Origin of the sequence: Oryzibacter oryziterrae (assembly GCF_021864535.1) — a bacterium.
Lineage (GTDB): Bacteria > Pseudomonadota > Alphaproteobacteria > Rhizobiales > Pleomorphomonadaceae > Pleomorphomonas > Pleomorphomonas oryziterrae.
Genome location: NZ_JAKJIC010000002.1, coordinates 277878 through 300262 on the forward strand (window position 1 = coordinate 277878; position 22385 = coordinate 300262).

18 protein-coding genes and 2 CRISPR repeat arrays are annotated in these 22385 nt (G+C 57.1%); of the genes, 12 read left to right on the plus strand and 6 right to left on the minus strand.

The window, feature by feature from the left end; genetic code table 11:
• The first annotated feature begins 711 nt into the window (after positions 1-711).
• The gene (locus L2I41_RS03700; RefSeq protein WP_237152161.1) at positions 712-981 is read left to right on the plus strand and encodes a hypothetical protein; all 270 of its coding nucleotides are present in this window, start codon (positions 712-714) and stop codon (positions 979-981) included.
• Positions 982-1273: 292 nt separating this feature from the next.
• Here the strand turns inward: L2I41_RS03700 and csx16 are convergent, their stop codons facing one another.
• A complete protein-coding gene (gene csx16 / locus L2I41_RS03705; protein ID WP_237152162.1) occupies positions 1274-2824 on the minus strand; it encodes a CRISPR-associated protein Csx16 in 1551 nt (516 codons plus the stop codon).
• Positions 2825-3021: 197 nt separating this feature from the next.
• A CRISPR array of direct repeats spans positions 3022-3464; the repeat unit is 37 nt; unit sequence GTTTAGGCGCTCATGGCGCGCCTCAGCGCTTAGCAAC.
• Between the two features lie 140 nt (positions 3465-3604).
• On the opposite strand from csx16, the gene L2I41_RS03710 reads away from it, so the two are divergent.
• The 6 genes from L2I41_RS03710 to cmr6 are packed head-to-tail and all read left to right on the plus strand — an operon-like array spanning position 3605 to position 10452.
• The gene (locus L2I41_RS03710) at positions 3605-4612 is read left to right on the plus strand and encodes an RAMP superfamily CRISPR-associated protein (RefSeq protein ID WP_237152163.1); all 1008 of its coding nucleotides are present in this window, start codon (positions 3605-3607) and stop codon (positions 4610-4612) included.
• A gap of 2 nt (positions 4613-4614) precedes the next feature.
• Entirely contained in the window at positions 4615-6912 is a 2298-nt protein-coding gene (locus L2I41_RS03715) for a Cas10/Cmr2 second palm domain-containing protein (protein ID WP_237152164.1), read from the plus strand.
• Between the two features lie 5 nt (positions 6913-6917).
• Entirely contained in the window at positions 6918-8204 is a 1287-nt protein-coding gene (locus L2I41_RS03720) for a type III-B CRISPR module-associated Cmr3 family protein (RefSeq protein WP_237152165.1), read from the plus strand.
• Complete coding sequence (gene cmr4 / locus L2I41_RS03725; protein ID WP_237152166.1) at positions 8204-9091, plus strand: type III-B CRISPR module RAMP protein Cmr4; 888 nt, start codon at positions 8204-8206, stop codon at positions 9089-9091. The genes L2I41_RS03720 and cmr4 overlap by 1 nt, the downstream gene beginning before the upstream one ends.
• A 3-nt stretch (positions 9092-9094) precedes the next feature.
• On the plus strand, positions 9095-9499 hold the full coding sequence (locus L2I41_RS03730; RefSeq protein ID WP_237152167.1) for a hypothetical protein: 405 nt from the start codon (positions 9095-9097) through the stop codon (positions 9497-9499).
• Positions 9496-10452: a type III-B CRISPR module RAMP protein Cmr6 gene (gene cmr6, locus L2I41_RS03735; protein ID WP_237152168.1), complete on the plus strand. Its 957-nt coding sequence runs from the start codon at positions 9496-9498 to the stop codon at positions 10450-10452. The genes L2I41_RS03730 and cmr6 overlap by 4 nt, the downstream gene beginning before the upstream one ends.
• 38 nt (positions 10453-10490) lie before the next feature.
• Here the strand turns inward: cmr6 and L2I41_RS03740 are convergent, their stop codons facing one another.
• The gene (locus L2I41_RS03740) at positions 10491-11450 is read right to left on the minus strand and encodes a hypothetical protein (protein ID WP_237152169.1); all 960 of its coding nucleotides are present in this window, start codon (positions 11448-11450) and stop codon (positions 10491-10493) included.
• A gap of 102 nt (positions 11451-11552) precedes the next feature.
• Positions 11553-12691: direct repeats of the CRISPR family, unit length 37 nt; unit sequence GTTGCTAAGCGCAGGAGCGCGTTTTCAGCGCCCAAGC.
• Positions 12692-12791: 100 nt separating this feature from the next.
• Here L2I41_RS03740 and cas1 point away from each other — a divergent pair.
• The 3 genes from cas1 (at position 12792) to L2I41_RS03755 (ending at position 16025) form a co-directional block, all read left to right on the plus strand.
• Positions 12792-14852: a CRISPR-associated endonuclease Cas1 gene (gene cas1, locus L2I41_RS03745; RefSeq protein WP_237152170.1), complete on the plus strand. Its 2061-nt coding sequence runs from the start codon at positions 12792-12794 to the stop codon at positions 14850-14852.
• A 2-nt stretch (positions 14853-14854) separates the two neighbouring features.
• A complete protein-coding gene (gene cas2, locus L2I41_RS03750; RefSeq protein WP_237152171.1) occupies positions 14855-15142 on the plus strand; it encodes a CRISPR-associated endonuclease Cas2 in 288 nt (95 codons plus the stop codon).
• Positions 15143-15284: 142 nt separating this feature from the next.
• A complete protein-coding gene (locus L2I41_RS03755; protein ID WP_237152172.1) occupies positions 15285-16025 on the plus strand; it encodes a hypothetical protein in 741 nt (246 codons plus the stop codon).
• 334 nt (positions 16026-16359) lie between these two features.
• Here L2I41_RS03755 and L2I41_RS03760 read toward each other — a convergent pair whose 3' ends face one another.
• The 4 genes from L2I41_RS03760 to L2I41_RS03775 form a co-directional block, all read right to left on the minus strand.
• The gene (locus tag L2I41_RS03760) at positions 16360-16593 is read right to left on the minus strand and encodes a hypothetical protein (protein WP_237152173.1); all 234 of its coding nucleotides are present in this window, start codon (positions 16591-16593) and stop codon (positions 16360-16362) included.
• A gap of 13 nt (positions 16594-16606) precedes the next feature.
• Positions 16607-18430, minus strand: coding sequence for an AAA family ATPase (locus L2I41_RS03765; protein ID WP_237152174.1), 1824 nt, complete (start codon positions 18428-18430; stop codon positions 16607-16609).
• Between the two features lie 20 nt (positions 18431-18450).
• A complete protein-coding gene (locus tag L2I41_RS03770; protein ID WP_237152175.1) occupies positions 18451-18795 on the minus strand; it encodes a DUF6634 family protein in 345 nt (114 codons plus the stop codon).
• A 287-nt stretch (positions 18796-19082) separates the two neighbouring features.
• Complete coding sequence (locus L2I41_RS03775; protein WP_237152176.1) at positions 19083-19913, minus strand: hypothetical protein; 831 nt, start codon at positions 19911-19913, stop codon at positions 19083-19085.
• 205 nt (positions 19914-20118) lie between these two features.
• Here L2I41_RS03775 and L2I41_RS03780 point away from each other — a divergent pair, with 205 nt between their 5' ends.
• Both L2I41_RS03780 and L2I41_RS03785 read left to right on the plus strand, forming a co-directional pair.
• Entirely contained in the window at positions 20119-20358 is a 240-nt protein-coding gene (locus tag L2I41_RS03780) for a helix-turn-helix domain-containing protein (protein ID WP_237152177.1), read from the plus strand.
• A 697-nt stretch (positions 20359-21055) separates the two neighbouring features.
• Positions 21056-22339, plus strand: a complete 1284-nt coding sequence (locus tag L2I41_RS03785) for a hypothetical protein (protein ID WP_237152178.1) — start codon at positions 21056-21058, stop codon at positions 22337-22339.
• The last annotated feature ends 46 nt before the right edge of the window (positions 22340-22385 follow it).

The following is a 22385-nucleotide window of genomic DNA, read 5'->3' on the forward strand; positions in this document are numbered from 1 at the left end:
GGGGTTCTGGGCCTGGTAGCCAGAGCGACGCCATGGAAGCCGGTTCTCGTCGGAAAATATAGTTAAGAATTTGTTGCGCAACGGCTTTTCAGGAGCTCGGCCTGAAAGTGGGGCTGGCTTGTTTGGTGGCCCGCCTGCTTCCTTCTCACGATCCCCGAATCGAGGCTACAGGCGGCTATCTGCGCCGGCCAAAGACACGGCGCCAAACACCAAGCAGTCCCGCTTTGGAGGCAATTGCTCGGGGCTTGAGTGAAGTCGCACCACGCTATTTGACGGAGCAATCCCGACAATCCTTTGGCTGGGAGCGATGGCAAGTCCGGTCGCGACTTGGGGAAGTATAGAGAGCCAGGTAGTTCGATGCATCTGTGGCTGAACGATAAGATGGATGGACGTGTTGTTGGAGGGGATGATCTAACTAAAAGTAATGATCGCTGAGATCGGAGCCTTCTGATACGATTTTATGGGATTCGGCGGCAAACAATCAAAATTGAACAGAGAAAATATTCGTCGAAATCGTTGATGGATAAAATCCGAGCAATTTAGCCGGCGCCTCATAAAGACTTTTGTCATAGGATATATTCGCCTACCTTGAGGTAGCAGCCTCAGTCAGCAACTTCGCCCATTCGGTCGAAGCAATAGGCGGCTGTCGCCAGTGTTGACGCACCAACGACAGCCTACGCCACATCAACCCTGATTGCGACAGGATACGACATGACGATTGAAATGCATTCCGGCACTTTGCCGCCCATCAGTTCTTACGCTAACTCTGTTAACGCAGAACCACCGAGCCATAATTTCATGGCCGCCTACACCCGCTACCTTCGTCTTCGCGCCGACGCGTTCGACGCCGATCTTTCAAAGACCGACGCAGAGATGTACGCGCTCGTCGGGTCCGAAGCGCGAGCCCTCGCCGAGGCTGCCGCGGCTCCTGCTTATACGATCGAGGAATATGGCCTGAAACTGCAGCTCCTTCAGAGCTAGCTTGCGGAGATCGACGTGGATCATCCTGTGGCACTCCTGGCTGCGGGGTTGACGGCTGACTTGCGCCATCTGTAAGGGACCAGCAAGTGGGAGTAGTCAAATACGGCGGCTGGGCAACTGGCCGCCGCGATTGGTTTGGAGCGGGATGAGTTTGCAATCGCGGTGAGATCCGGACCTTTGAAACTGGCGCTCCAAGCAATCATGGCCAGTGCAGCCCGGCACTCAGATTTTTATGTGCCAATCCGTCGCCGCTGTCGGCTGCGGGGCTCGCGCTTCGAGAGTTTCGCAACGATCAATCCCGCTCAACCCGAGCCTTGAGGCATTTGTCGATCAATCCAGCGAGCTGATCGGGATTGTTAAGGAGGCTGACAATGTCGCTCCGTGTTGCGCGGGAAGCGTGGAGCAAGGCATTGCGCAAGCCCTTGAGGACCAGGTAATCTGCGTCCTCTTCTCGGCGTTCCGATCGCCTCAACGATCGTATAGACGCGTTGAGTTCTGCCTGGCAGTAAGAGCGCTGTCCAGGGTCTTCCACCGCTTGCGCTGCATCCCCAATCTCCTGCTCCATATGGGCTGAAATGCAGGCTTCGAATGCAAGGGCAGTCGCGCGCATGAGATCGCCGTCCGCCAGTGAGCGTCGCGCCAGCGCGGCTTGTATCCAGCTGATCTTTTCGCCTTTCATGGCCCAGTCCAGGCGCTCCTTCAATGCGCTCAGGAAAAGCATGGTTCTGGGCGATTGGCTCTGTTGCGCAACTGCCAGCAACTGGTGCGCGCGCTGCGCAGCTCTGCGCGGACGCAGCATTTTCTCGTCGACATACTGACGAGAAATCAGGTCGGCGATCTCTGTATTGTCCTTCAGGAGCTTGGACAAGGGCCGCATGTCGCCAGTTGCATCCAGTACAGAAAGGGCCCGAACCCACGCGATGATCTCCCTGACTGCTCCAATGGAAAGGACGTCAGCCTGCCCACCGGATTGGGCCTTGATGGAGGCGTAGATCACATCGCGCAATCTTATGTCGTTGAGGTGCTCCAGTGCGAGGGCGCAGGCGAACGTGGTCAACATTACGTCGCGCAAGCCGAAGGTCATGTCGAAGACGACCTGTTCTCCCTTTCTTAAGACCGAAGCAATTTGCCCAGCCAGCACAGCGGATGCCTGTGGATCATCGGCATATGGCGCGATGAGCAAGACGACATCTTCAATGCCAAGATGTTTCGCAAGGTGGCTTTGAAGCTTGTGAACATTCGCTACAGACGCTGTTTGGCTCTCAACCTCCGAAAACAGGTCATATTCCAGCAATGATCCATCCAGTTTTGCGATACGGGCCAGCAGGTCCCAGCCGCTCCCGCGCGTGCCAACGATGATCAGCCGTCTTATGGCATTGTCGGTATCCGCACACATGCGGATCAGCGCTTCTGGCATCCATCGGCTTTCCGCATGTCGTGGGCCGAAATGATAGACGAATTTCTCATAGTCTCCGGTTTTTGGGGTTCCCAGGAGGGTGACCAGCGTGGTTCCTGTCGGCTTCGACGGTCGCGGCGTGGCAACCTCTGCGGGGCGCATGTCGAATGCAATTTGCAACGGCACAAGCCGCGCACCGCATTGATCCATTTGATCCGCGTTCAGGTTCTGCCCTCGCAGATGCTCGGGAACGGTCATCGCCAGGTGAATGTATCGCCCGCCTTTCACGGCTATCTCGGCGGCCAAATGGGCGGGCAGATTGCCGATGACAACGTCACCCGGCTGCACGGATGTCATCTCAAGATGGCCGAACACCTCTGCGCTGATCCCCTGCCGCCGCAGCCAATCTGCTGCACCGCTATGCCGGGTTACAAATCGCGTCGTCATGATGGCCCGCCCCGCGTTGCCATGGCGCCTGCCCCTCTAGGGAGCCGCCTTGCCCGAGCGAAGAGTCCAATGGAGAGTAGGGTTTGTCAAATTTCCACAGGGTAGGCGATGAACAAGTAAGTCAAGCGAAATCGGCGGCATCTATGTGGATTTAACTCGCCTGCAGGGCATATTGACAAAGGGCTGCAGACAGGGGAGTTTAGGCGCTCATGGCGCGCCTCAGCGCTTAGCAACGGCGGGGCATGCGTGAAGGACTTCATCCTTGTTTAGGCGCTCATGGCGCGCCTCAGCGCTTAGCAACGGCGGGGCATGCGTGAAGGACTTCATCCTTGTTTAGGCGCTCATGGCGCGCCTCAGCGCTTAGCAACAGAGAATCTCCTGTTACGGTTCAGGAGAGGAAGTTTAGGCGCTCATGGCGCGCCTCAGCGCTTAGCAACTTGGGTAAACACAACCATGTATGCCTCCTGTGTTTAGGCGCTCATGGCGCGCCTCAGCGCTTAGCAACTAATGGTTAAGCCTTGAGGCTTCCCTTTTAGGTTTAGGCGCTCACGGCGCGCCTCAGCGCCTAGCAACTGCCAATCGCCATGAATGTCTATGACGTGGATTTGGGCGCTCATGGCGCACCTCAGCGCTTAGCAACGGACAGGGCGGCGGTGGGCAGCTCTTTCAGTCTAGGCGCTCACGACGAGCCTCCTTGCTCCCGGATAGGGGTTCACCCTTGGAGGGGTTGACTATTCTTCGTTTTTCGAATGACGATGCTCGCATTACGGGAGGCTGTGCGTGTCGATCTCTCTGAGAATCCCTCAACCAAATGACGAGTCCGGTCGGACCGTGCGCTTTCCGTTGGTCTTGGCGACACACGCTCTCGTGTCGGGCGCAGAGGCAAATTGCCCTGAACTCCGACTTAGCAGTATTTTGGGATTGTTACGGTTCTGGTGGCGCGCGACTTCGCCGTTGTCAACAAGTTCCAACAAGCTACTGGATCGGGAAGTACAACTCTTCGGTGGCCCAGCTACTGGCGACGACAAGAGTAATCAGGGTACAGGGTGCTTTACCGCCTCGGTAGAGTGGAAGGGCCAAGACGGCCTCCTTGGCTTCAAGTCAAACAGTCGTGGGAAGCCTGGCGGCAATCTGGAGTCGTTTCTTGGATATGGTGTGCAAAAAAACCGTCGGAATGGGCTGTTGCCCGGCTTAGTCGGCGAATTGACTATCCGGTTTAGAAGCAACGCAGGCCCGGATTCCCGGGCAGAGATTCTTCGCGCGGTAGAATATCTGCTCCACTTTGGGGGGATCGGGCTCCTCTCGCGCCGTGGCCTGGGTTCGCTCCAACCTTCCGAACAGACTCTTGCGAAAGATACGCTTGTCTCCAAGCTTCAGGCGTTGGTCAGCGCTGTATCCCAAAATGCGAAAACCAGTGACATACCCACTTTTTCCAAAGCTTCACGTGTTCTTTTTCTTCCCGAAGAGGCAAAAATAGGGCGTGATGCCCTGCACGTTATTGCAGACGATGCTGTAGCCTTTGCATCTTTTCTCAGCGGGAAGGGTGTCAACGGCGTGTCGCCGGACAATATTTTTGCTGAGCAACGAGGTAATCAGCGTGCGCCGAGTCCTCTATTCATCAAGATTTTCTCCTATCTCGACGGCAACGGTGCCGAGGTATTTGGAGTGCTGCTGACATACTTACCAACTACTTTTGTAAATGCGCATGAAAATATCATGGATTACATGGGAAGCCTCGTTGAATGTTCTGCCGAGACTCATGCCATTCAAATAAAGTGGAGCCCTTGAGAATGGCTGAGTTTGTGTTGCATTTTCATCTTGGCCCGGTGCAAGCCTTCATTTCAGAAGCGCGACGCACGCGAGACATATGGGCTGGTTCCTTTATCCTGTCCTGGCTTTCTGCTGAGGCATTGGCCGCTGCGCTGGACGGCGCACCAGCCACCAGGGTTTTGTCTCCCAAACTCCCTGACAATGACCCCACATTCATGGCAGTACGGCGCAAGCGCGGTGAAGCTCCTGTCGGAGGGACGCCGTTTCTGGGGACGTTTCCGAACCATTTTTCCGTAGAGGTGAATGACCTGGACGCAGGACAACGTGCTGCCAGAAAGGTGCGCGCGTGCTGGGTAGCCTTGGCTCAGGCGGTCGAGGCTCTCATATTCGACACTAAAATTGACGATTCCACGCTTGGCGAGGTCGACGAGGCTGCCCGTGCACTCTTCAGGCATCAGATCGGTACGATTGACCACACGCCGATGTGGGAGATCTATACCGTTATCGTTGCGAAAGGCGAGTGGGATGATACTGGGCCTTCACCTCTCGCCGTTCGGAAGCTGCAGCGTTGGTGCGCCGATAGTGCCGCAATGCCGGATGTGCAATTGGGGGCGCTCTGTTCCATGCTGCCTGGTTGGCAGGAAATCTCCGGCGTCGATGATGTAACCAACCGCGATAAGGGCAAAATCAGGGACGCATTTTGGACCGCCGTGCGGGCCGCCGTGGTCGCTGCCAGATATGGCGAACACAGAGCCGTTCGGGAAAATGCTATCGAGTGCCTTGATCTGGTCCCCAAAGAGCGTCTCAGTGCCCCGGCTCTCGTCAAGCGCCTGTTTCCGTTGCTTGCCGACGGCACTCTTGAAGGCATTTTTGGGTGGGTCCCCGTTGTCCGTTCCTCAAGTGTCCTAGCGATCTATGACGAGAAGACCCCCTCTGACGTTCGCACGAAGCTCTTGAAATGGTTTAGCAGCTGGCTTTGGCGAAGGGGGGAAGAGGCGCCGGTTCTGAAATCCATCTCGGTTGAGCAAGTTGAAGCACAGGAAGGTCGACAGAGCTTTGTCCTGTGGCCGTCGACAAGTTATGTTGCTGCCGCTCACTGGATTGAGCGAGTACACAAGTATGCCCCGAAGCAGGGGGCGGCTGTTGCCAAGGCCATTCAGGCCTGCGGCAGGCATCTGGCGGTTGCCGAACGAACTCTGTTTATCGGGAGTACGTTGGACGGGGAAAGTTGCCCTCTTGCGCCGGTGGATGGAGCATCGCTGTTCCCGAACACGGTTGAGCGCATGATACGCGACGCCGAACATCAAGCGCCGTTCAAGGCACTTTCCAAGGCGCTGGAAATGCTGGCGGCCGTGCCTCTTGACTCTGCCAACCCCAATGGACCGAAAATAGGCCGTCCCGCTCCGGTCTATGCCATCATTGTCGCTGATGGCGACAAGATGGGCGAAAGGCTCGCTTCCAAGCCGGATTTGAGCAAGGGGCTATCCCACTTCACTCAGGCGCTACGTGGAGGTCTAGATCACGATGTGGGAGCCATCGCTAAAAACAACGGCGTAACACTGTACGCCAGCGCCGATGAAATGATTGCCATGTGTCCGATAGAGGATGCGCTGCAGCTGGCGTTGGACGTGCGAAATAGCTTCTTAGAGGCAACGAAAGCGTTTGATCCCCAAGCGACGATCTCTGTTGCGATTACTTTTGCCCACAGACAGGTCCCACTGTCTTGGGTCCTGAATTCAGCCAAGTCACTGCTCGATGGCACGGCAAAAGACGCCCTCGGCGGCAACGCGTTGGCGATCGAGATTATTGACGCTGGAGGGAGGCGTGCCGACTGGGCGTCATTTTGGCAGGTTGCGCTCATTCCAGGCATGTATCAGGCCCTCGACTTGATTTTACGTGCCGCCCTCAACGACGCACCGCAGTTGGGCTCCAACCAGTTTCTTCACGAGTTTGCCACCTGTCTTGAGCCGTTGTTGTTCGACGACGACACAGTCCCTGCCGCCGCAAGAGCAGGCATGTTCAGACGTCGCGATGTCTTCCAAAGCGGTGACCTGCCACCTGACCTTTATCGCATGACGAGCGAAGAACCGTTCAATCTCGCCAGTCGACTGACTAACGCGCTCATCGCAAAACACTGCCTATCGATGTCGCCTTCTCGCCGCGAGGAACTGACCGAGGCTCTCATCAAGATTTCGGGTATTGACTACCCGGGGGAGACGGCTCAGGCCCACTCGTCGTTGCGGTTGACCCCTTCCGGTATAAAGATTCTCCGCTTTCTGGTTGAGAATTGGCGCGCCCCTGCGCTCGATTTGGAGTAAAGCGCATGAGCGAGCAGCTGCTGACTCTTGACGCATACGATACGCTTTGGTTCCGGGATGGGCGGCCATTTGACCAGATGGACGAAGGGCTGGCCGAAGCCAGATCTGTTTTCCCACCATCACCTTCCACACTTGCTGGCGCAATTGCGTCGATACTCGCGCCATTGATAGGTGACGAGTCTCGCGAATCTGATCACTTCGCTCCCCGCTTGCGCCTTATTTCCGAAGGCGATGAGAGTATGTCCGGTCAGATCACAATGGTTGGGCCGTTTCTAGTCGACGATTCAGGGAACCTGTTTGTCCCGGCTCCTGCAACGCTTATTGCTCCTCGCATAGAGCGCCTCTCCGCTCTGGGTATATCGCATGCAAAGTACATTACTGACCGTCAGAGGTTGGGCATTCTGCTTCCCCGCTCTGATCTGTTTGCGGACGCTCAGCTGCTCCCATTCCCAATTGCGATCAATCCGAAAGGGGACCTATCCAAATACGAGTCCCTGGCTAGCATGGGGTATTGGGTGCGAGAAAAGGACTTTGCGGCACATATGATGGATATGATGCCCCGCAATCTCTTTGTGCCGCGGAGTTCTGAGGCATTTCATCGTGAACAGCGGATCGGCATCGGTGTCACCGCTGCAACTCGAACTGCTACAGACGGCCAACTGTTTGCAGCGCAACACTTGCGCCCCGAAGATCGTGGCAATGGTAGAATGCGGCTGGCCATGATCGTCTCTGACCCACTGGAGCTTGTAGGGAATACACTGGCTGAGCGGATCGCGGTGATAGGAGGCAAAGGTCGCTTTGCTCGCATTGATTTAAAGAATATTGACCTCGCCGCTTTGTTCTCGACGCCCGAGATGCGCCCATGGCGCGAAAAGACAGGTCGGATATACTTTCGTTTGACCGCCATGACGCCTGTGCCGGTCCATGCCGCGAGTCAACTGGGGCTGCAGCTTCCGACCGCCGCCATAGCCGAAATACTCCCTGACTTTAGGGTCCACTCGGTCGTAATGCCACGGCGTCCCACGCCGACTGGTATCTGGAATAGCGTAGGCAAAAGCAAAATGCGGGTCGTCCAGTGCCACTCAGCCGGGACGACTTGGTTTGCCTCTTGCCTGAAGATGGATGGCGACGCCGTGTCTCAAGTCAACGCCATAAGAGAAGCTTTTGTGGCCTCACAGCATGTGCCTGTTGGTATGGCAGATCTCGGGGCAATGGGCTTTGGAAAGCTCATTGCTGGTGAGTGGCCAGACTTTGCGGAACTGCAGTCCCGGGTGAAGAAGGAATTGATTTGATGTCTCAGCGCTTCTGGTGGTTGCGAGCCGCGAGTTCAATTCATGTTGGTGCGGGAGAGACTGGATCCTTGATCGATCTACCGGTCATGAGGGAGGTCACAACCGGTTACCCCTTTTTGCCAGGCTCGGCAATGAAAGGTGCACTTAGGGATCATTGGCGGATACAGAAGGCTAAATCCTTGCCGGCGGCCGAAACAGATGGTTTGACTTGGAGCGAAGTGCTCAAGAAAGCCGATACCTCAGAAATGTTGCAAGATCTGTTTGGCAGCCAGGAAGGTGCAGGGCAGTTGCTGATCGGAGACGCTAGGCTTGCCTTTCTCCCCATGCGCACACTGAGCCATGCTTTCGCATGGGTGACATGTCCCAATGTATTGAGGCGCATGCAGCGCGACCTTGCTTTTGCGAGTGTCGCCAATGTTGCCAGCGAAACACCAATATCGCTGGATGACCAGGACGATGAAAGGGCGCTTTTCGTTGGCGACACACTCTATCTTGAAGATTATCGTCTGAAATCAGCAAAGCCCGAGATCAGCTGCAAAGAAATGGAGGATATTGTATCCATGGCCGGTTTTGCGGGCCTTGCGGATTTCGACTATAAGAACATCGTGATTGTCAACGATGCCTTCTTTGGATACCTCGCACGCCGCCGATTGCCAGTCAGGATGCGTAACCGCCTTGATCCACACACCAAGACAGTTTCGGTCGGAGCGTTGTGGAGCGAGGAAAGCCTGCCACCCGAAACTCTTCTATACATGGTAGTCGCGGACCGGTCACCGCAAGAACAATCCCTTGCGACGTTTTCCAAGGAAGCTCCCAAGTTTCTGCAAGTCGGCGGGAATGAGACGGTTGGCGAGGGCTGGTTGGAGCTCTCGGCGCGGACGGAGTGAACCATGGCACGCAACAACGATCTTCGGCGCTTGGACGACGTGGCGCAGCAAGTTGGGGAGTCGTGCACGAAGCCCTTCCGGCAGGCGGTGGATGCCATTGCAGGCACAGTGTCCACCATTGGTCTTCTCAAAGCACTGCTTATGACTGAGGAAGGTGACGGTCTCGCCGCCGCCGGCATCCTCTGCAATTGGTTGATCAATGAGTTCGAATATGCCCCTGTATTTGAAAGAATTGCGGCCCGCAGCCTTCGTGGGGACCGAGATGGAGAGCGCTGCAGGTCAGTCGTTAAGGGACTGCTCAAGGTAAGCGACATCTCACTCTGGCGGGCAATAGACGAGGAAGCGCTATCCTACTTGTCTCAGCTCAAGCTCTACGCCAAATCTGTCGTCAAGGAAGATCCCAAATGAGCCTTTTCGATGACCTTGTTGACATGAGGAAAGACCGCAGCAGTGGTGTGTTGAAACGCAACGAGGCACCTCTTCCCGCTTTTCTCAGCGATCTGGCGATGACCGAAAGCGCGCAGCCCGGACTTTGGTGGGAACGCTATGGCTGTGACTTCGTAGAACTAATTCCAGAGAAGCCTAACAAGAAGACAGGTGTACCCGAGCCGGCCTATAACACGTTCAAGCTCGAAAAGAAGGAATGGACCGAGAAGCTCGTGAAAATTGCGGAAAACAGTTCCCCCGCGGAGGCTGTTTTGCGCGCCTACGTGGATAGGCAAAAGCGCATTGCTCAATCCATGAGCCCAAATGGCATTTCCTTTACAATGGAACTGTCATCAAGGTTGATAACTGGCACGGGCATTCCACATCCAATCGAAAATGGACTACTCTTCCACCCAACACTGGGATGTCCCTATATTCCCGGCTCTTCTGTCAAGGGAATGGTTCAGTCGTTTGCCGATGAGTGGTTGCGCGGTGACGCCTATACCGAGGTTCCTTCGGAACTAGGCGAGGTCATGACAAGAATATTTGGACAACCGGAGCGATTGGCTGGTAGTCAAGCTCATAAATCCGGAATAACCGCTCTTGGCTCGGTTGCCTTTCTCGACGCGATTCCGATTACGCGGCCAAAGATTGTTGCGGATGTCATGACGCCGCACGTTGGCAAGTACCTGACGGGGGGAGCAACCTACCCAAAGGAAGATGTCGCCCCCATTCCTTTGTACTTTCCTGTGGTAGAGAAGGGATGCAGGTTGAGATTCACTCTCGTACCAACTGTCGCCGCTGGGCTTAAAAATGAAGAGGAAGTTTCCAGCGATATTCTGCTTGCTGGCGGCTGGCTGGTCGCTGGGCTGCGCGATATCGGCATCGGAGCCAAGACAAAGTCTGGCTATGGGCGTTTTATCGGGCCGTGTTGAATAAAGAGTTTACTACTTTGTCGCGGTGTTAGTGTGACTTAAAAGGACTGAAGCTTTGGTGCTACATCGTAGCACTCAACTTTTATTTCCTTTTTGTGTGCTTCATTTTCGCCTCCCCGCACATAAAACATGTATACGTTCTTGGCCAACGCTGTTGTTGCAGCTGCGAAGGCATAGATTCTGTCACCACCTGTAATGTCAATGCCAATCCTGTTATTTTTGTTCGTCGATATATTTGTGATCAATTGGTTGAATAGCTTCTGGATAGATTCAAGATCGTCATTGTCCACTGTCCTAGTATCAAGGGAAATGGCGCTCTTTCCTAGGGTCGCAGTCCTTTTATTGACAATCTCCTGTGTTAGTTTTATGTATGTCTTTAGTTCATCCTCACGTTCTTTCGATTTGTTGTAGTATGAGCCAATAATAAGTATAATCTGTTCAAGATGGCTATCTTCTCCAAGTTGGTCGTCAATTGTTCGCCAGCTTTGCTGCCAAGCAAGTTTGTCTAGGCTCAATCTATCTATCGTCGCTATCGGAGCGATTAGACTTTCCAGTGTGGCTTCTTCCATCTCCGTGCCCGTCGACACTTTTTTGCTGCCATTGGCCGCTGCTTCCAGGAGCTTGAGGTTATCCTCGACTGCGCTTTCGCTGTCCTTTGAATGATCACGCATTGGCGGGGAAAGCGTGATGATCAGGGCATTGACCCGCACGGAGCTGCTTTGATCGAGGACACGCACCCCAAAAAGCCCGAACTGGCTAAGTCCGAGATATGACAATGCCAGAGCCAGGCCGCCGAACCCGACGGCCTGCGCGACCAGCCACCAATTGCAATCCGAAAGCGCCTTCTCCAGTCCGTCGCTCGCCAGTGCGCCAAGGGCGTCGGTAACGATGGAGGCAGGCACGTTGCCACACAGTGCTGCCAGCGAAAGCAATAGAGCAATCCACAGGCGGATATTTCTCTCGCTATGGTCCTTCTTGGGCTTTGATGACGCAGACATCAGCACCTCCCGTTGCAGGAAGATTAGAATGCACCCGTATGCGGAAAGTCAAGCCTTCTCTCCGGCATTCCTCTGTCCGTGTACGGATCTCGATATCCGGAAGTAGGCAAGCGCAGGAGCGCGTCTCCAGCGCCCAAGCAGGTGTCCCAAGGGGGCCAAGATGAAAGGTTGCTAAGCGCATGAGCGCGTTTTCGGCGCCCAAGCCTCCGGACATGGAGCCGAGGGCTCAAGCCCGTAGTTGCTAAGCGCAGGAGCGCGTTTTCAGCGCCCAAGCTTCCCCCCCCAACAAATATGGGAGAATTAGATGTCTGTTGCTAAGCGCAGGAGCGCGTTTTCAGCGCCCAAGCCTTACTCTTTTTACGGAATCGCTCGCTTCTCTAAGGAGTTGCTAAGCGCAGCAGCGCGTTTTCGCCGCCCAAGCTGAAGAAGTTCGTTGTTTCGCTCGTCGCCGCCGTTGCTAAGCGCAGGAGCGCGTTTTCAGCGCCCAAGCTACTTTAAAAGGAGGACGCCATGAGCAATCGGTTGCTAAGCGCAGGAGCGCGTTTTCAGCGCCCAAGCCCAACGTGTCCACAACAATCTTGCAAAATTTTGGTTGCTAAGCGCAGGAGCGCGTTTTCAGCGCCCAAGCGGGCATAACATGCTTTCGGCAAATGCGGCGGTTGCTAAGCGCAGGAGCGCGTTTTCAGCGCCCAAGCTCCCCTTTTGCGGGTAACTCTGGAGAATATCAGTTGCTAAGCGCAGGAGCGCGTTTTCAGCGCCCAAGCCAAAGGAAAATGTCGGCCATTTCTATGAGAAAGTTGCTAAGCGCAGGAGCGCGTTTTCAGCGCCCAAGCCCACCATGACCAAGACCATTTTCTCCCTCGACCTCGAAGAGGTTGCTAAGCGCAGGAGCGCGTTTTCAGCGCCCAAGCGGAATCGAAAATGAACGAAGATCTGAAGAGTTGCTAAGCGCTGGAGCGCGTTTTCAGCGCCCAAGCACGGGTTGTCATTGCCACGCAAACCTTCAGTTGCTAAGCGCAGGAGCGCGTTTTCAGCGCCCAAGCATGGCCTATTCGAACACCGAAGCCACCAGTTGCTAAGCGCAGGAGCGCGTTTTCGGCGCCCAAGCTGACCCAACATACCTCAGAACCCGACAAGAGTTGCTAAGCGCAGGAGCGCGTTTTCGGCGCCCAAGCGGGAATACGATCGCTGAGCGTATGGCGCAGTTGCTAAGCGCAGGAGCGCGTTTTCGGCGCCCAAGCTCCCCCATCTGTAGCCCATTGTCAAGAGGTCCCAATACAGGGCATAGTTCCACATGGATGACGCCGATTTCGCTTGACTTTGCAGTTCCGGATATACCCTGTGGAAAATTCAATCTTCGATCGCTTGGCTACGCTGGACGCTCTCCACCTCGGCTGGACAAAAGTGCTTGCCAACTCTGGTGGCCCGGGGGGAGACGGCGTGAGTGTCCATGAGTTCGGCATGCGGGCGGAGGAGTCGCTGCAACGCCTGGCTCAGGACCTGGCAAATGGCCACTACAAGCCAGGCCCTGTGCGCCGCACGTCCATACCCAAGCGCAGTGGTGGTACGCGGCCGCTGGCCATCCCCTGTGTACGAGACAGAGTTGTCCAGAGTGCACTGCATCAGTTGCTTGAACCGGTGTTGGAGCCGACCTTTTCGGATGACAGCTTTGCCTACCGCCCTGGACGTGGCGTTGCCGACGCGGTCCGCCGTGTGCAGGATCTGCACCGACAAGGTTTTCGGCACGTGATCGATGCCGACATTCGCCGCTTCTTCGAAAACGTGCCTCACATCAAGATGATAGAACGGCTGCAGGATGCTGCACCTGATCCGCGCATTGCCAGGTTGGTGGCGCTTTGGCTTGCCCAGGAATCCGATGGCCGAGGCTTGGCGCAAGGCTCACCCATTTCGCCAATTCTGTCCAATCTTTATCTCGATTACATGGACGATAAGCTGTCGCGGCGCGGGGCGCGACTTGTTCGCTTCGCGGACGACTTTGTGGTGCTGTGCCGCTCCGCCGCAATTGCCAGCGGAACTCTTGCTGGCCTACGAAAAATCCTGTCCGAACTGGGGCTGGAACTCAATGTCGAAAAGACCCGCTTGATCGATTTCAATCGTGGCTTTCAGTTTTTGGGCAAGCTGTTTGTCAAGAGCCTGGTGTTGCCCGGGAGCGACGATGAGTTGACCCTGTTGGACCTGCCAGTGGAGGGAGAGCAAAAAGCTGGCCGACAAGTTGTGTTACCTGACGATTACGAGGATCCAGAAGCAACAGCTCCTCAAGACAAGGTTACTTTCTCACAACCATCGTCGGATCAACTCTCTATCGAACGCGGAGACTCGTTGCCGCCGGAAAGCTGGTTGCCTGACACGCCCGCTGGTCGTGAAGTGCACTCGCTCGCACCGGTTTTGAGGCCGGTCTACTTGCTTTCCCCTGGTCGACGGCTCGGAGTCCGCGGGGAGGCCTTTGCTGTCTTTGAAGATGAAAGGATCGTGGTGCTGCTCGTTCCGCGCCGCATCGGTAGAATAGAAATCGGCCCGGACGCAGACGTGGATGCGGACGCCATCCGCCACGCGTTGGCGTGGAATGTCGAACTCGCGTTTGTCACGTCATCGGGCAAGACCTTGGGTAGTCTTGCATCGCCGCCCCGCCATGCCGCCTGGCACTTGGCCCAATCTGCTGCGAGACTGGACTTGAAGCGTCGCCTGCACTTTGCCTGTGCCTTTGCCGACGCGCGTATGCGCAATCAACGCGCATTGCTTCACCGTCTAAATCGTCGACGCAAGGACGTCACCGTCGGAGAAACCGCTACGAAAATCGGCCGGATTGCCTTGAAGCTGAAATTGGCTGCGACCGAAGATGCTGCGCGTGGCGTTGAAGGTGAAGCAACAGCGATCTTCTGGCCCGCACTGGGGCGCACAATGGACAATGGCTTCAGCCTCTCCAAGCGAGAGCGTCATCCGCCAGCGACACCTGCGGATATGTTGCTGTCCATGGCGGCCGCCACGCTGACGCGCGACATTGAGGCACTGATCCTTCGTCACGGTCTGCATCCCGGAATATCATTTCTACATGCTCCGCGCGATTACGAATGCCCGTTGGCTTGGGACTTCATCGAGCCGTTCAGGGCGCCGCTGGTGGAGGGACTGGTGGTCTACCTCGTCAATAATCGCGTTATTACCGACGATCATGTTGGGCTGAACCCAGAAGGCCACTGGTCGATTTCTCCCGACGGTCGAGCTCGCTTCATTCGGGCCTATGAGGCGTGGCTGGCTCGCCCGATCAAGAACCGACGAACCGGGGGAGAATCTGTTTGGCGTGGACTCATTGAGGATGACATTCTCGCTTTCCGCGATGCTCTGACGACTGGAGCGGCCTTCGACCCCTATGTGATGGACTACTAATAATGAGCCAAACCAAGGTTCTGGCCGTATTCTGCTACGACGTTTCCAAAGATCACGCGCGCAACAAGCTCGCCGACTTGTTGGAAACGGAAGCTGTACGCGTCCAGGAAAGCGTCTTCGAGGGGTGGATGAGCGAGCGCCGTGCGCATGCCATCGGCGAAAAGGCGGTGCGCCTGATTGCCTCGGATGACAGTTTGAGGATCTATGTGCTGCCGCTTGGCAGCGCGATGCGAACGTTCACATTCGGCGCAACTCCGCCAGTTGAAGCCGATGAATTCCACTTGCTTTGACACTGAGCACAGAGTGACAACGCCATTTCTCAAGTCTGTTCAGAGGCGTCTCAACAACGCAAGTGAGGTCCCCTCTGTTGAGAAACTATTCCGGCACCTGCATTGGACAGACGTAACTCTATGTCTCGCAACAAGACCGCTGGTGGAGGATTTGCCCGACCTGGCGGACCGCTTCCGCGGGGCCCTTGGTCGCGCATTGGAGCGCCTGTCCCCACAGACCGATGACGCTTGGCAACTGCTGTTCGGCTCCCAGCTTCCACTTGTTAACGGAGCTATAGTGCGCCCCTATGCGATCCGGGCCCATCGCGAAAAAGGACAGATAATTTGCCTCGTCCGCTTGTTTGGCTTTGCGGATTGCTGGACAGATGAGGTCTCCCACGCCCTGGTGGAGGCAGCACAAACTGGAATTGCGTTGAGGATGCACGGCATGCATCGTGTTCCCCTACCGGTGTTGTCCGTGAAGCGGGCGTTGAGTTACTGGCAGGAGCCGAAAACAACAGCACGCGTAATTGACGTTCGATTTGCGACGCCGCTCATCATCCGTCACAAGGCGAGGGTCTCGGGTGTTCTCGATAGCCTTTACGTTGCTTGTGTAAGACGTGTTGCAGGTATTGCCCGTTGGTGTGATGTTGCGCCCGACACCGCACTTCAGAAAGTCATGATGGAACAAGCGTGGCGCACTGAGGATGTTGACCTGCATCCCGTGGGCTGGACGAGGCATTCCTCAACTCACCCACAAGGGCGTGCAACGACGGGGCTGATAGGGAGAGCGAGAATCTCCAAGCTCAATGCGACGAACATTTCCATTTTAAGAGCCAGCGAAATCTTCCACGCAGGTGGCGGAGCAACGTCTGGGAATGGCGAGATGATTGCTTCATTTTGAGAATCGGCTGGATGTCCGTCTTCGGATTAGGCCGACATGGCCTATCGGTTGGGGGCAAGTGAAGAGTTCACGCCATGTGGGTTCTCAACGGTTCAGAAAATTGGGTTGATCGGACTGCCCACTCGGCGGCGTTATCGGCCTCGGAACTCAAGTTCCAAAATTTGCAAACTCCAAGAGGCAGGTCGAACCACTCCAGTGCGCCGGAGCGATTCAGCTGCATTACCGCAGTCGCGCGCCTTCGACGCCGTCTCGCCGGCCGGAACACCTATCCGCTAATCTTTGCGACTCCGCAGCCTCTGCTGCGGAGCCCGCCATTCTTCTTGAGCCGCTCCGCTCAAGTGAGCAATAAAGTCGCAATGGGCTCGGTGCTGCTCTTCTCTCCAACCACAGCGTCCGCCATCACCTCGGCGATCCTCTCGCCTGTGACCGATGCCTCGCGCTCGAGCTCCTCGGCCAGCGCGTGGATCACCTCTCTCCGCACTTCCAGGATCGCCTTGGCCGCTGCGTAGCGCTCAGCCAGCCTGTGCTCAACCCGGCCCAGCAGATCGGGTGTCTTGGCGATGAGCATGAGCAGATCCTCGTCACTTCGCCCCCCCAAGTGGATTGGTGCAGCGCCAAACCCGAGCTGAGCTTCGATGCGGGCGGCGAGAGTCGTGGCGCGGTAAAGGTCCGAGCCAGGACCACCTGCTGCACCGTCGGAACGAGTGCCCAACATCACCTCTTCGGCGGCCTGGCCCGCAAGGGAGGATCGTGAGTTCTATGCTGTGATCGACCTCTGTGCGGAGCGCCTGTACGTCCTTCCAGACCCGCATCCCGCCACCTGTCACTACTCCAGTTCCGGGGGCATCGATCACGAGATCTCGCTCGATCCAGATGCCTTCGACTCGCCGCCCGCCGAGTACAGTCGCGACAACGGCGTGGCCGACTTCGTGGATCGCCATGCGCCGGAGTTCGTCGGAACACGGCTTGTGCAGCGGCGGCCGCTCAGCCTCAAGATCGGTCAGTTGCAGGGGCTGTCCAGCCTTGCGGGCACGCCGCCGACCGCCGCGGACGAGGCGTTCAAGGTCGGCCCCGGACAAATCATGTGTCCGGCGTATGATGTTCGAGAGATCTGCGTCATCGAGGTTTCCATTGAGATGCAGGCGCAGGATTGCAAGCCGTGCCGCGGCGTCGGGGAGGGGGATCTCGATCATGCGATCTATGCGGCCCGAGCGGAGGACCGCGGGATCGATCAGATGCGGATGATTGCAAGCGCCGACGACGACCAGTCCGTCGCGGCCTTCGACGCCGTCGAGACATTCGAGCAGTGCATTGACCACCTCGGTCTGGTAGCCCTTGCTGTCGCCCGAGAATGTGGTCCGGTCGCCAACGCTGTCGAGCTCGTCGATGAAGAGGATGGACGGCACTTTGTCGAGGGCTTCATCAACAGTCCGCCGCATAGCCGCGAGCATGTCGCCGAGGTGCCCCGCCACTTGCCAACGCGCGAAGGAGCCGACGACCAGCGGCACGCCGCATGTGGTTGCCAGTGCTCTCGCGAAGGTGGTCTTGCCGGTGCCGGGCTTGCCATGCAGCAGCAGACCTCGGTCGACGTCGCGCCACGGCAGACGCCCGGCCGTCCAATCGGCAAGGTCTCGGGCAAGGTCCTGCCCCCATTCGCTCGCCGCCCCCATGCCGGGAAGACTGGCAAGAGTCACGGGGCAGCTCACTGCCATCTTCTGCCGCCCTTCGATTGACGCCACAAGTCGACGCAGCCGACGCTCGATCTGACCGCGATCAGACCCGTTCCGCAGTACCTGGCAGAGCTCGGCAAAGCGCAGCGACGCAAGGGCGGTGATCGCGGAAGGATCGAGCGATAGCCGCAGGCGATGGCGGATCAGGCCGTCAAGCTGGGCAGCCGTTGGCGCTTCGACGGTGATGCGCCTGTCGATCATGTGCAGGACATCTTGCGGGATTGGGGTGTCGCGCTCGAAGGTGACGAACACGCGGCGATGGGCGCGCATGTCCGAGAGAATTTCTCGATGAAGAGGACTTGTCCCCGATCTCCGCCGACTGGGACGCGTCGCCCCGGCTTCGATAATTTCTGTGGCTGCAATCGGCTCCTTTCTAGAGCTTCGGGCAATGCCTGCGCCGATGCGCCGGAGCTCGGGGACTACGTCCGAGGAAGCGAGGCCTTCCGGTAGTTCAAGTGCAATCACCATCGGCAGGTCGGCCCAAAGCTCGGCGATGGGGCGAAGCGCTCGCCGAAGCATGGCATGAACGAGCGCATCGGGGAGTGTGCCATTGCGCGACGGGGCAAAGCGCTTTTCCGCCCGCCGCTGGGTGCGGTGGAACTTGCGCTGGGCCTTTGACAGGCGATGTCCAGGAAGGGCTGCCGAACGCGTGGAGCGGTCGAGAGTGAGGGCCATGATGGATTTTCCTTTCTTGTTCAAGCCTGCGGGCGGGGTGCGTTAGCCTGACGGCCAAGGCGGTAAAAACGTGACTGGGTGCGCGCCCAACCCTCGCGAAGCGCGAGGAGATGCAGCTGCGACGTTGTGATGAGGCGTCCGTTGCCCTTCAGTGTCGGATGCCCGGTGACCGCGCCGGTGAGGACTGGCGCCACCGCCAGTTCGATGGTGAAATGATCCAAGAGCGGGGCATCGGCGAGGTCGGCATCGGTGGGGAACGCGCCGCCAGCGACCCGCGTGAAGTCGTGGGCGAGGGCGTGCAAGCTGCCCGCGGCATTGGTGAGTTCGTCGATTGGTATAGGCTTGTCGAGATCGAAGATGAGCATGAATGGGCTCCAAAGATTGAGGATGAAGCAAGGGGGAGGTGGCACTCAGGCGGGCTGTGCGTTGCCTGGAAGTTGGCAGGGAATGGCGCTTGTCGACATGGCTCCGCCATGGCTGCCGAACTGTTGTTGGGCAGGCTGGCGAAGGCGTCGGAGAGAGGGAGTGCCGGACGATGAGGGGCGCAGGAGCCACTCACATTTCATCGATCAGCTTTTGCCTCTCGACGCACGGAGTGAGCCGCCTTTGCATGGCTTTCCAACAGCAAGGCTCAGCGCCTTGCGGTGAGCGATCAAGCGCCAACAGCGCTCATCCTGCGGCCTTGGGTTCGCAACGGCAGAGGCGCCAAGCACTGGGCCAGGGACGGTAACGATGGTGCCGGAGCCCGCAACGGCACAACTTGGCCTTGCTCGCGTTTTCGACCGGGCGATGGTGGCGGGGCATTTTCCGATGTTGCCGCTGTGGACTTCATCAGCGTCACCAGATGCTCCTGCACCCTTTGAGAAACCGCGTCCGCCATCCGCTCGGTCATCGCGTCGACAAAGCCGACGATCGGCGTGCCGAAGAACGCGTCGAGATCGACACCTTCAATGACCTGACCAGCGATGATGCCGGATCGACCGTAGTAGTCGATGACAATGACTTCAACAGAGCTGACCGTCCGACCCGCGCTGGTGAGCATGCCCCGCAGGATCATCCCTGCTGCGCGCAGATCAAGCCGATCCTGTCGCGCAGCAGATCCACCTTGCGCCCCACCGCCGCGCTTGACCGATGCCGCTATCAGCCTACCGGTTTCGGGGTAATAGCTGACGATGTCGATCAACGCCGTCTTCACGACCGCGCTGCCGACCGGAAGGGTAAGCACGCGTGTTTTTTCCGGGCCATTTGCAGCACACAGGTCGAGTGCGGCTTGCGAGATAGGGACCGCGACCTGCACCATGACTTCCGCATTCCCGCTGAGTTCAATGGCCGTTGCGATGGCGTTCTCGATGAGCAAACCGTGCCGCCGCAACACGCTGTCGAGTGGGCCACGAATGGCGGCGATAGCTTCGGGTATCAGTGGATCAGGTGTGTAGCTGCGGGCAAAGGCTTCCGCTACAGCCGCGTCTGCAGCCTCAGCCAAGGCGGCTGGCAGTTCGATGCGCGGGCCGGACTGAGCCCGAGCGACTGGAGCGTATGCAAACCTTCGCCTTGAAGAGCGAGATCCAGGCTTGCGCTTGATTTTGGGGTAGGTGAGTGTAGTGTGCATTGATGATGTCTCCTTGCGTCGTTTATGATGAGGCAACATTGCATCAAAATAACCTCATTGGCTAGAAGAATCCCAAGTTATGGTTAACGCAAGACAAATTCGTGCCGCCCGCGCCTGGCTTGGCTGGAGCCAACAGGAGCTTGCCGACAGGTCCACCGTCGCCAAACGGACAATCGCGGAGTTCGAGCTTGGCAATCGCGTGCCTTACGATCGTACCCTCCGCGATCTGCGTGAGGCTTTGGAGCGCGAAGGCATCGTCTTTCATTTTGAAGGCATGGCTGGGATTGGGATTTCCGGCCCGTCAGAACCGCTCAGTTGAGAGCGACAGACGCCGGACGCATTCAAGAAGGGCGGCTGCTTGCTGCGGTGGGCGAGGGCCGTTGATTGCAGACGCCTCTCCTGCACGTTGACTTAAATTCCCGGCAACCCAACTCATATTCCCTGCAATGCGGCCCACATTGCAGGTAAGGCTGCTCACCTTGCCTATACTTGGCTTTACCTTGCTGAGACATCATTGCAGGTTTCGGGCACGTCGAGGTACGTTGACTCGAGTTGCGTGCCGCCGATTCAAAAGTCGAAGCGGCTGATTCAAAGATGCGCGCGAGCGATTCAGAGTTCGATGCCAGTGATTCAATACTTGAGATCTGCGATCCAGTCGCAATCGGCGTTACGAGTAGGATCGGATGCGACGCATCTCGCTTCAGGTCGAGTTGCGTAGACCTGATTCAGATCTCTGAACCAGCGATTCAAAGCTCGATGTTTTCGATTCAGAAGTCGAAGCGCCTGGTTCACATTTCGATGCGTGCGATTCAATCGTTAACGCCTTGGCCGTCCCGGGGCGCTGATGAATGGCTGAATACTGACATTTTTCGGTGAATTCGATAAAATCAAATATAATTTAGTCTAAAATACTCAATGCCTTTGACATCCTTTGCAAAGCATAAACGAGGATGGTGAATAGCAAAAATTCAAAATAACGTTCATATTAACTTTCATCATCTGTCTGATTTGGAAAGATGATGCGATTAGATGAGGTAAAAATGGTTGATTTACGTGATTTTCCGAAGGACGATTCATTCGATTTTCGGAGTGAGCTTTCGACGGGCCTGGCTGGCGCCAGACTGGAGACACTGGCGAAGGATGGGGGTGGGCGCCGAAAGACCGGGCAGGTAAGCGATCCTGCTGGCGTTGGGGACGTGACTCTTTCCGCGACAGCGAGCAAGCGCGAGAGCGTTGCGGCAGAGGCAGCTGGGTCAGCACTGGAGGCAGGTCCCGTTCGCAAGCCCGATCCAGCCGCTGTCGACGATTGCATCTCAAAACTCGTGATGCTCGACGGACGCGATCTGCGTACGGATGTAGAACGCGGACGTGTTCTTATGACGCTGGAGACATCATGCGAAGATGGCGCCGAGTTCGCGGAGGTCGTCAAACGTCGAGCGCGCATGACGGATCGGCAGGCCCGCAACCTGATGGGCGTTTCCGAGCGTTTCGGGGCCGAGGTGGACCGGTGGGCTGCAATCGGCGTAACGTCGACACATCTGCGGCATCTGGTCAAGAAATCCGCGGAATTCATCGAAGAATGCTACGCGGATTTCGTCAAAAATGGCATTCCGACGACGGCTGATTTTGCGCTGAAGGTTAAGGGTGCGACGGAAGAGAAGACGGGTTCTCCGGTCAGTCTTCGTCGGGAGCGCGTCGCTTTTCTGAAGGCCCTCGCGCGCCAGGCAGCGGAAGACAATCTTGCTGCATTCCTGCCGCCGCTGGAGAAGCTGGCGGAGGTCCTGGTTGCGGGGCTCAAGAAAAATCGTGACGGTAGCGTCAGTGTTCGCAAAGCCGAGCTTGCGAAAGCTGCTGCCATGCCTGCGCGGACGGCGTGCCGGATTTTGGAAGGCTTTCTGACACATCTGGTGCCGCAGCAGGGCTTCAATGGCCTTCAGTTTTTCGATCGCGTAACGGTGCCTTCGGCAGAGCTTCAGGCGCTGCGTATCGTACTCTTGCAGTTATCGAGCATTGAGATGTGGCCAAAGCACATCGGTGGTGAATGGATTGCGGACACAGTCTTGCCGATGGTTCAGTGGGCCATCGGGGGGGAGTCCGAAGTTGCGCCGCCAGTGGATGCCATTCTCATCGATGCCGCTCGTGCGCCGCTGCTTAACCGAACAATGCCGCAAGATGCGGTGGTGCAGCGCCTGGCCCAGGCGGGCGCTCACAGTGCGCCAACGGATGGCGCGTCAGTGGCGGACAACGACGACGACGCCGACGCTGATGAGCACGACGCCGCCGAGCCAGCGGCCGCTTGATCTCAAGGCACTGACATAACGGTGCCAGCCCGCCAAGGCTGGCACC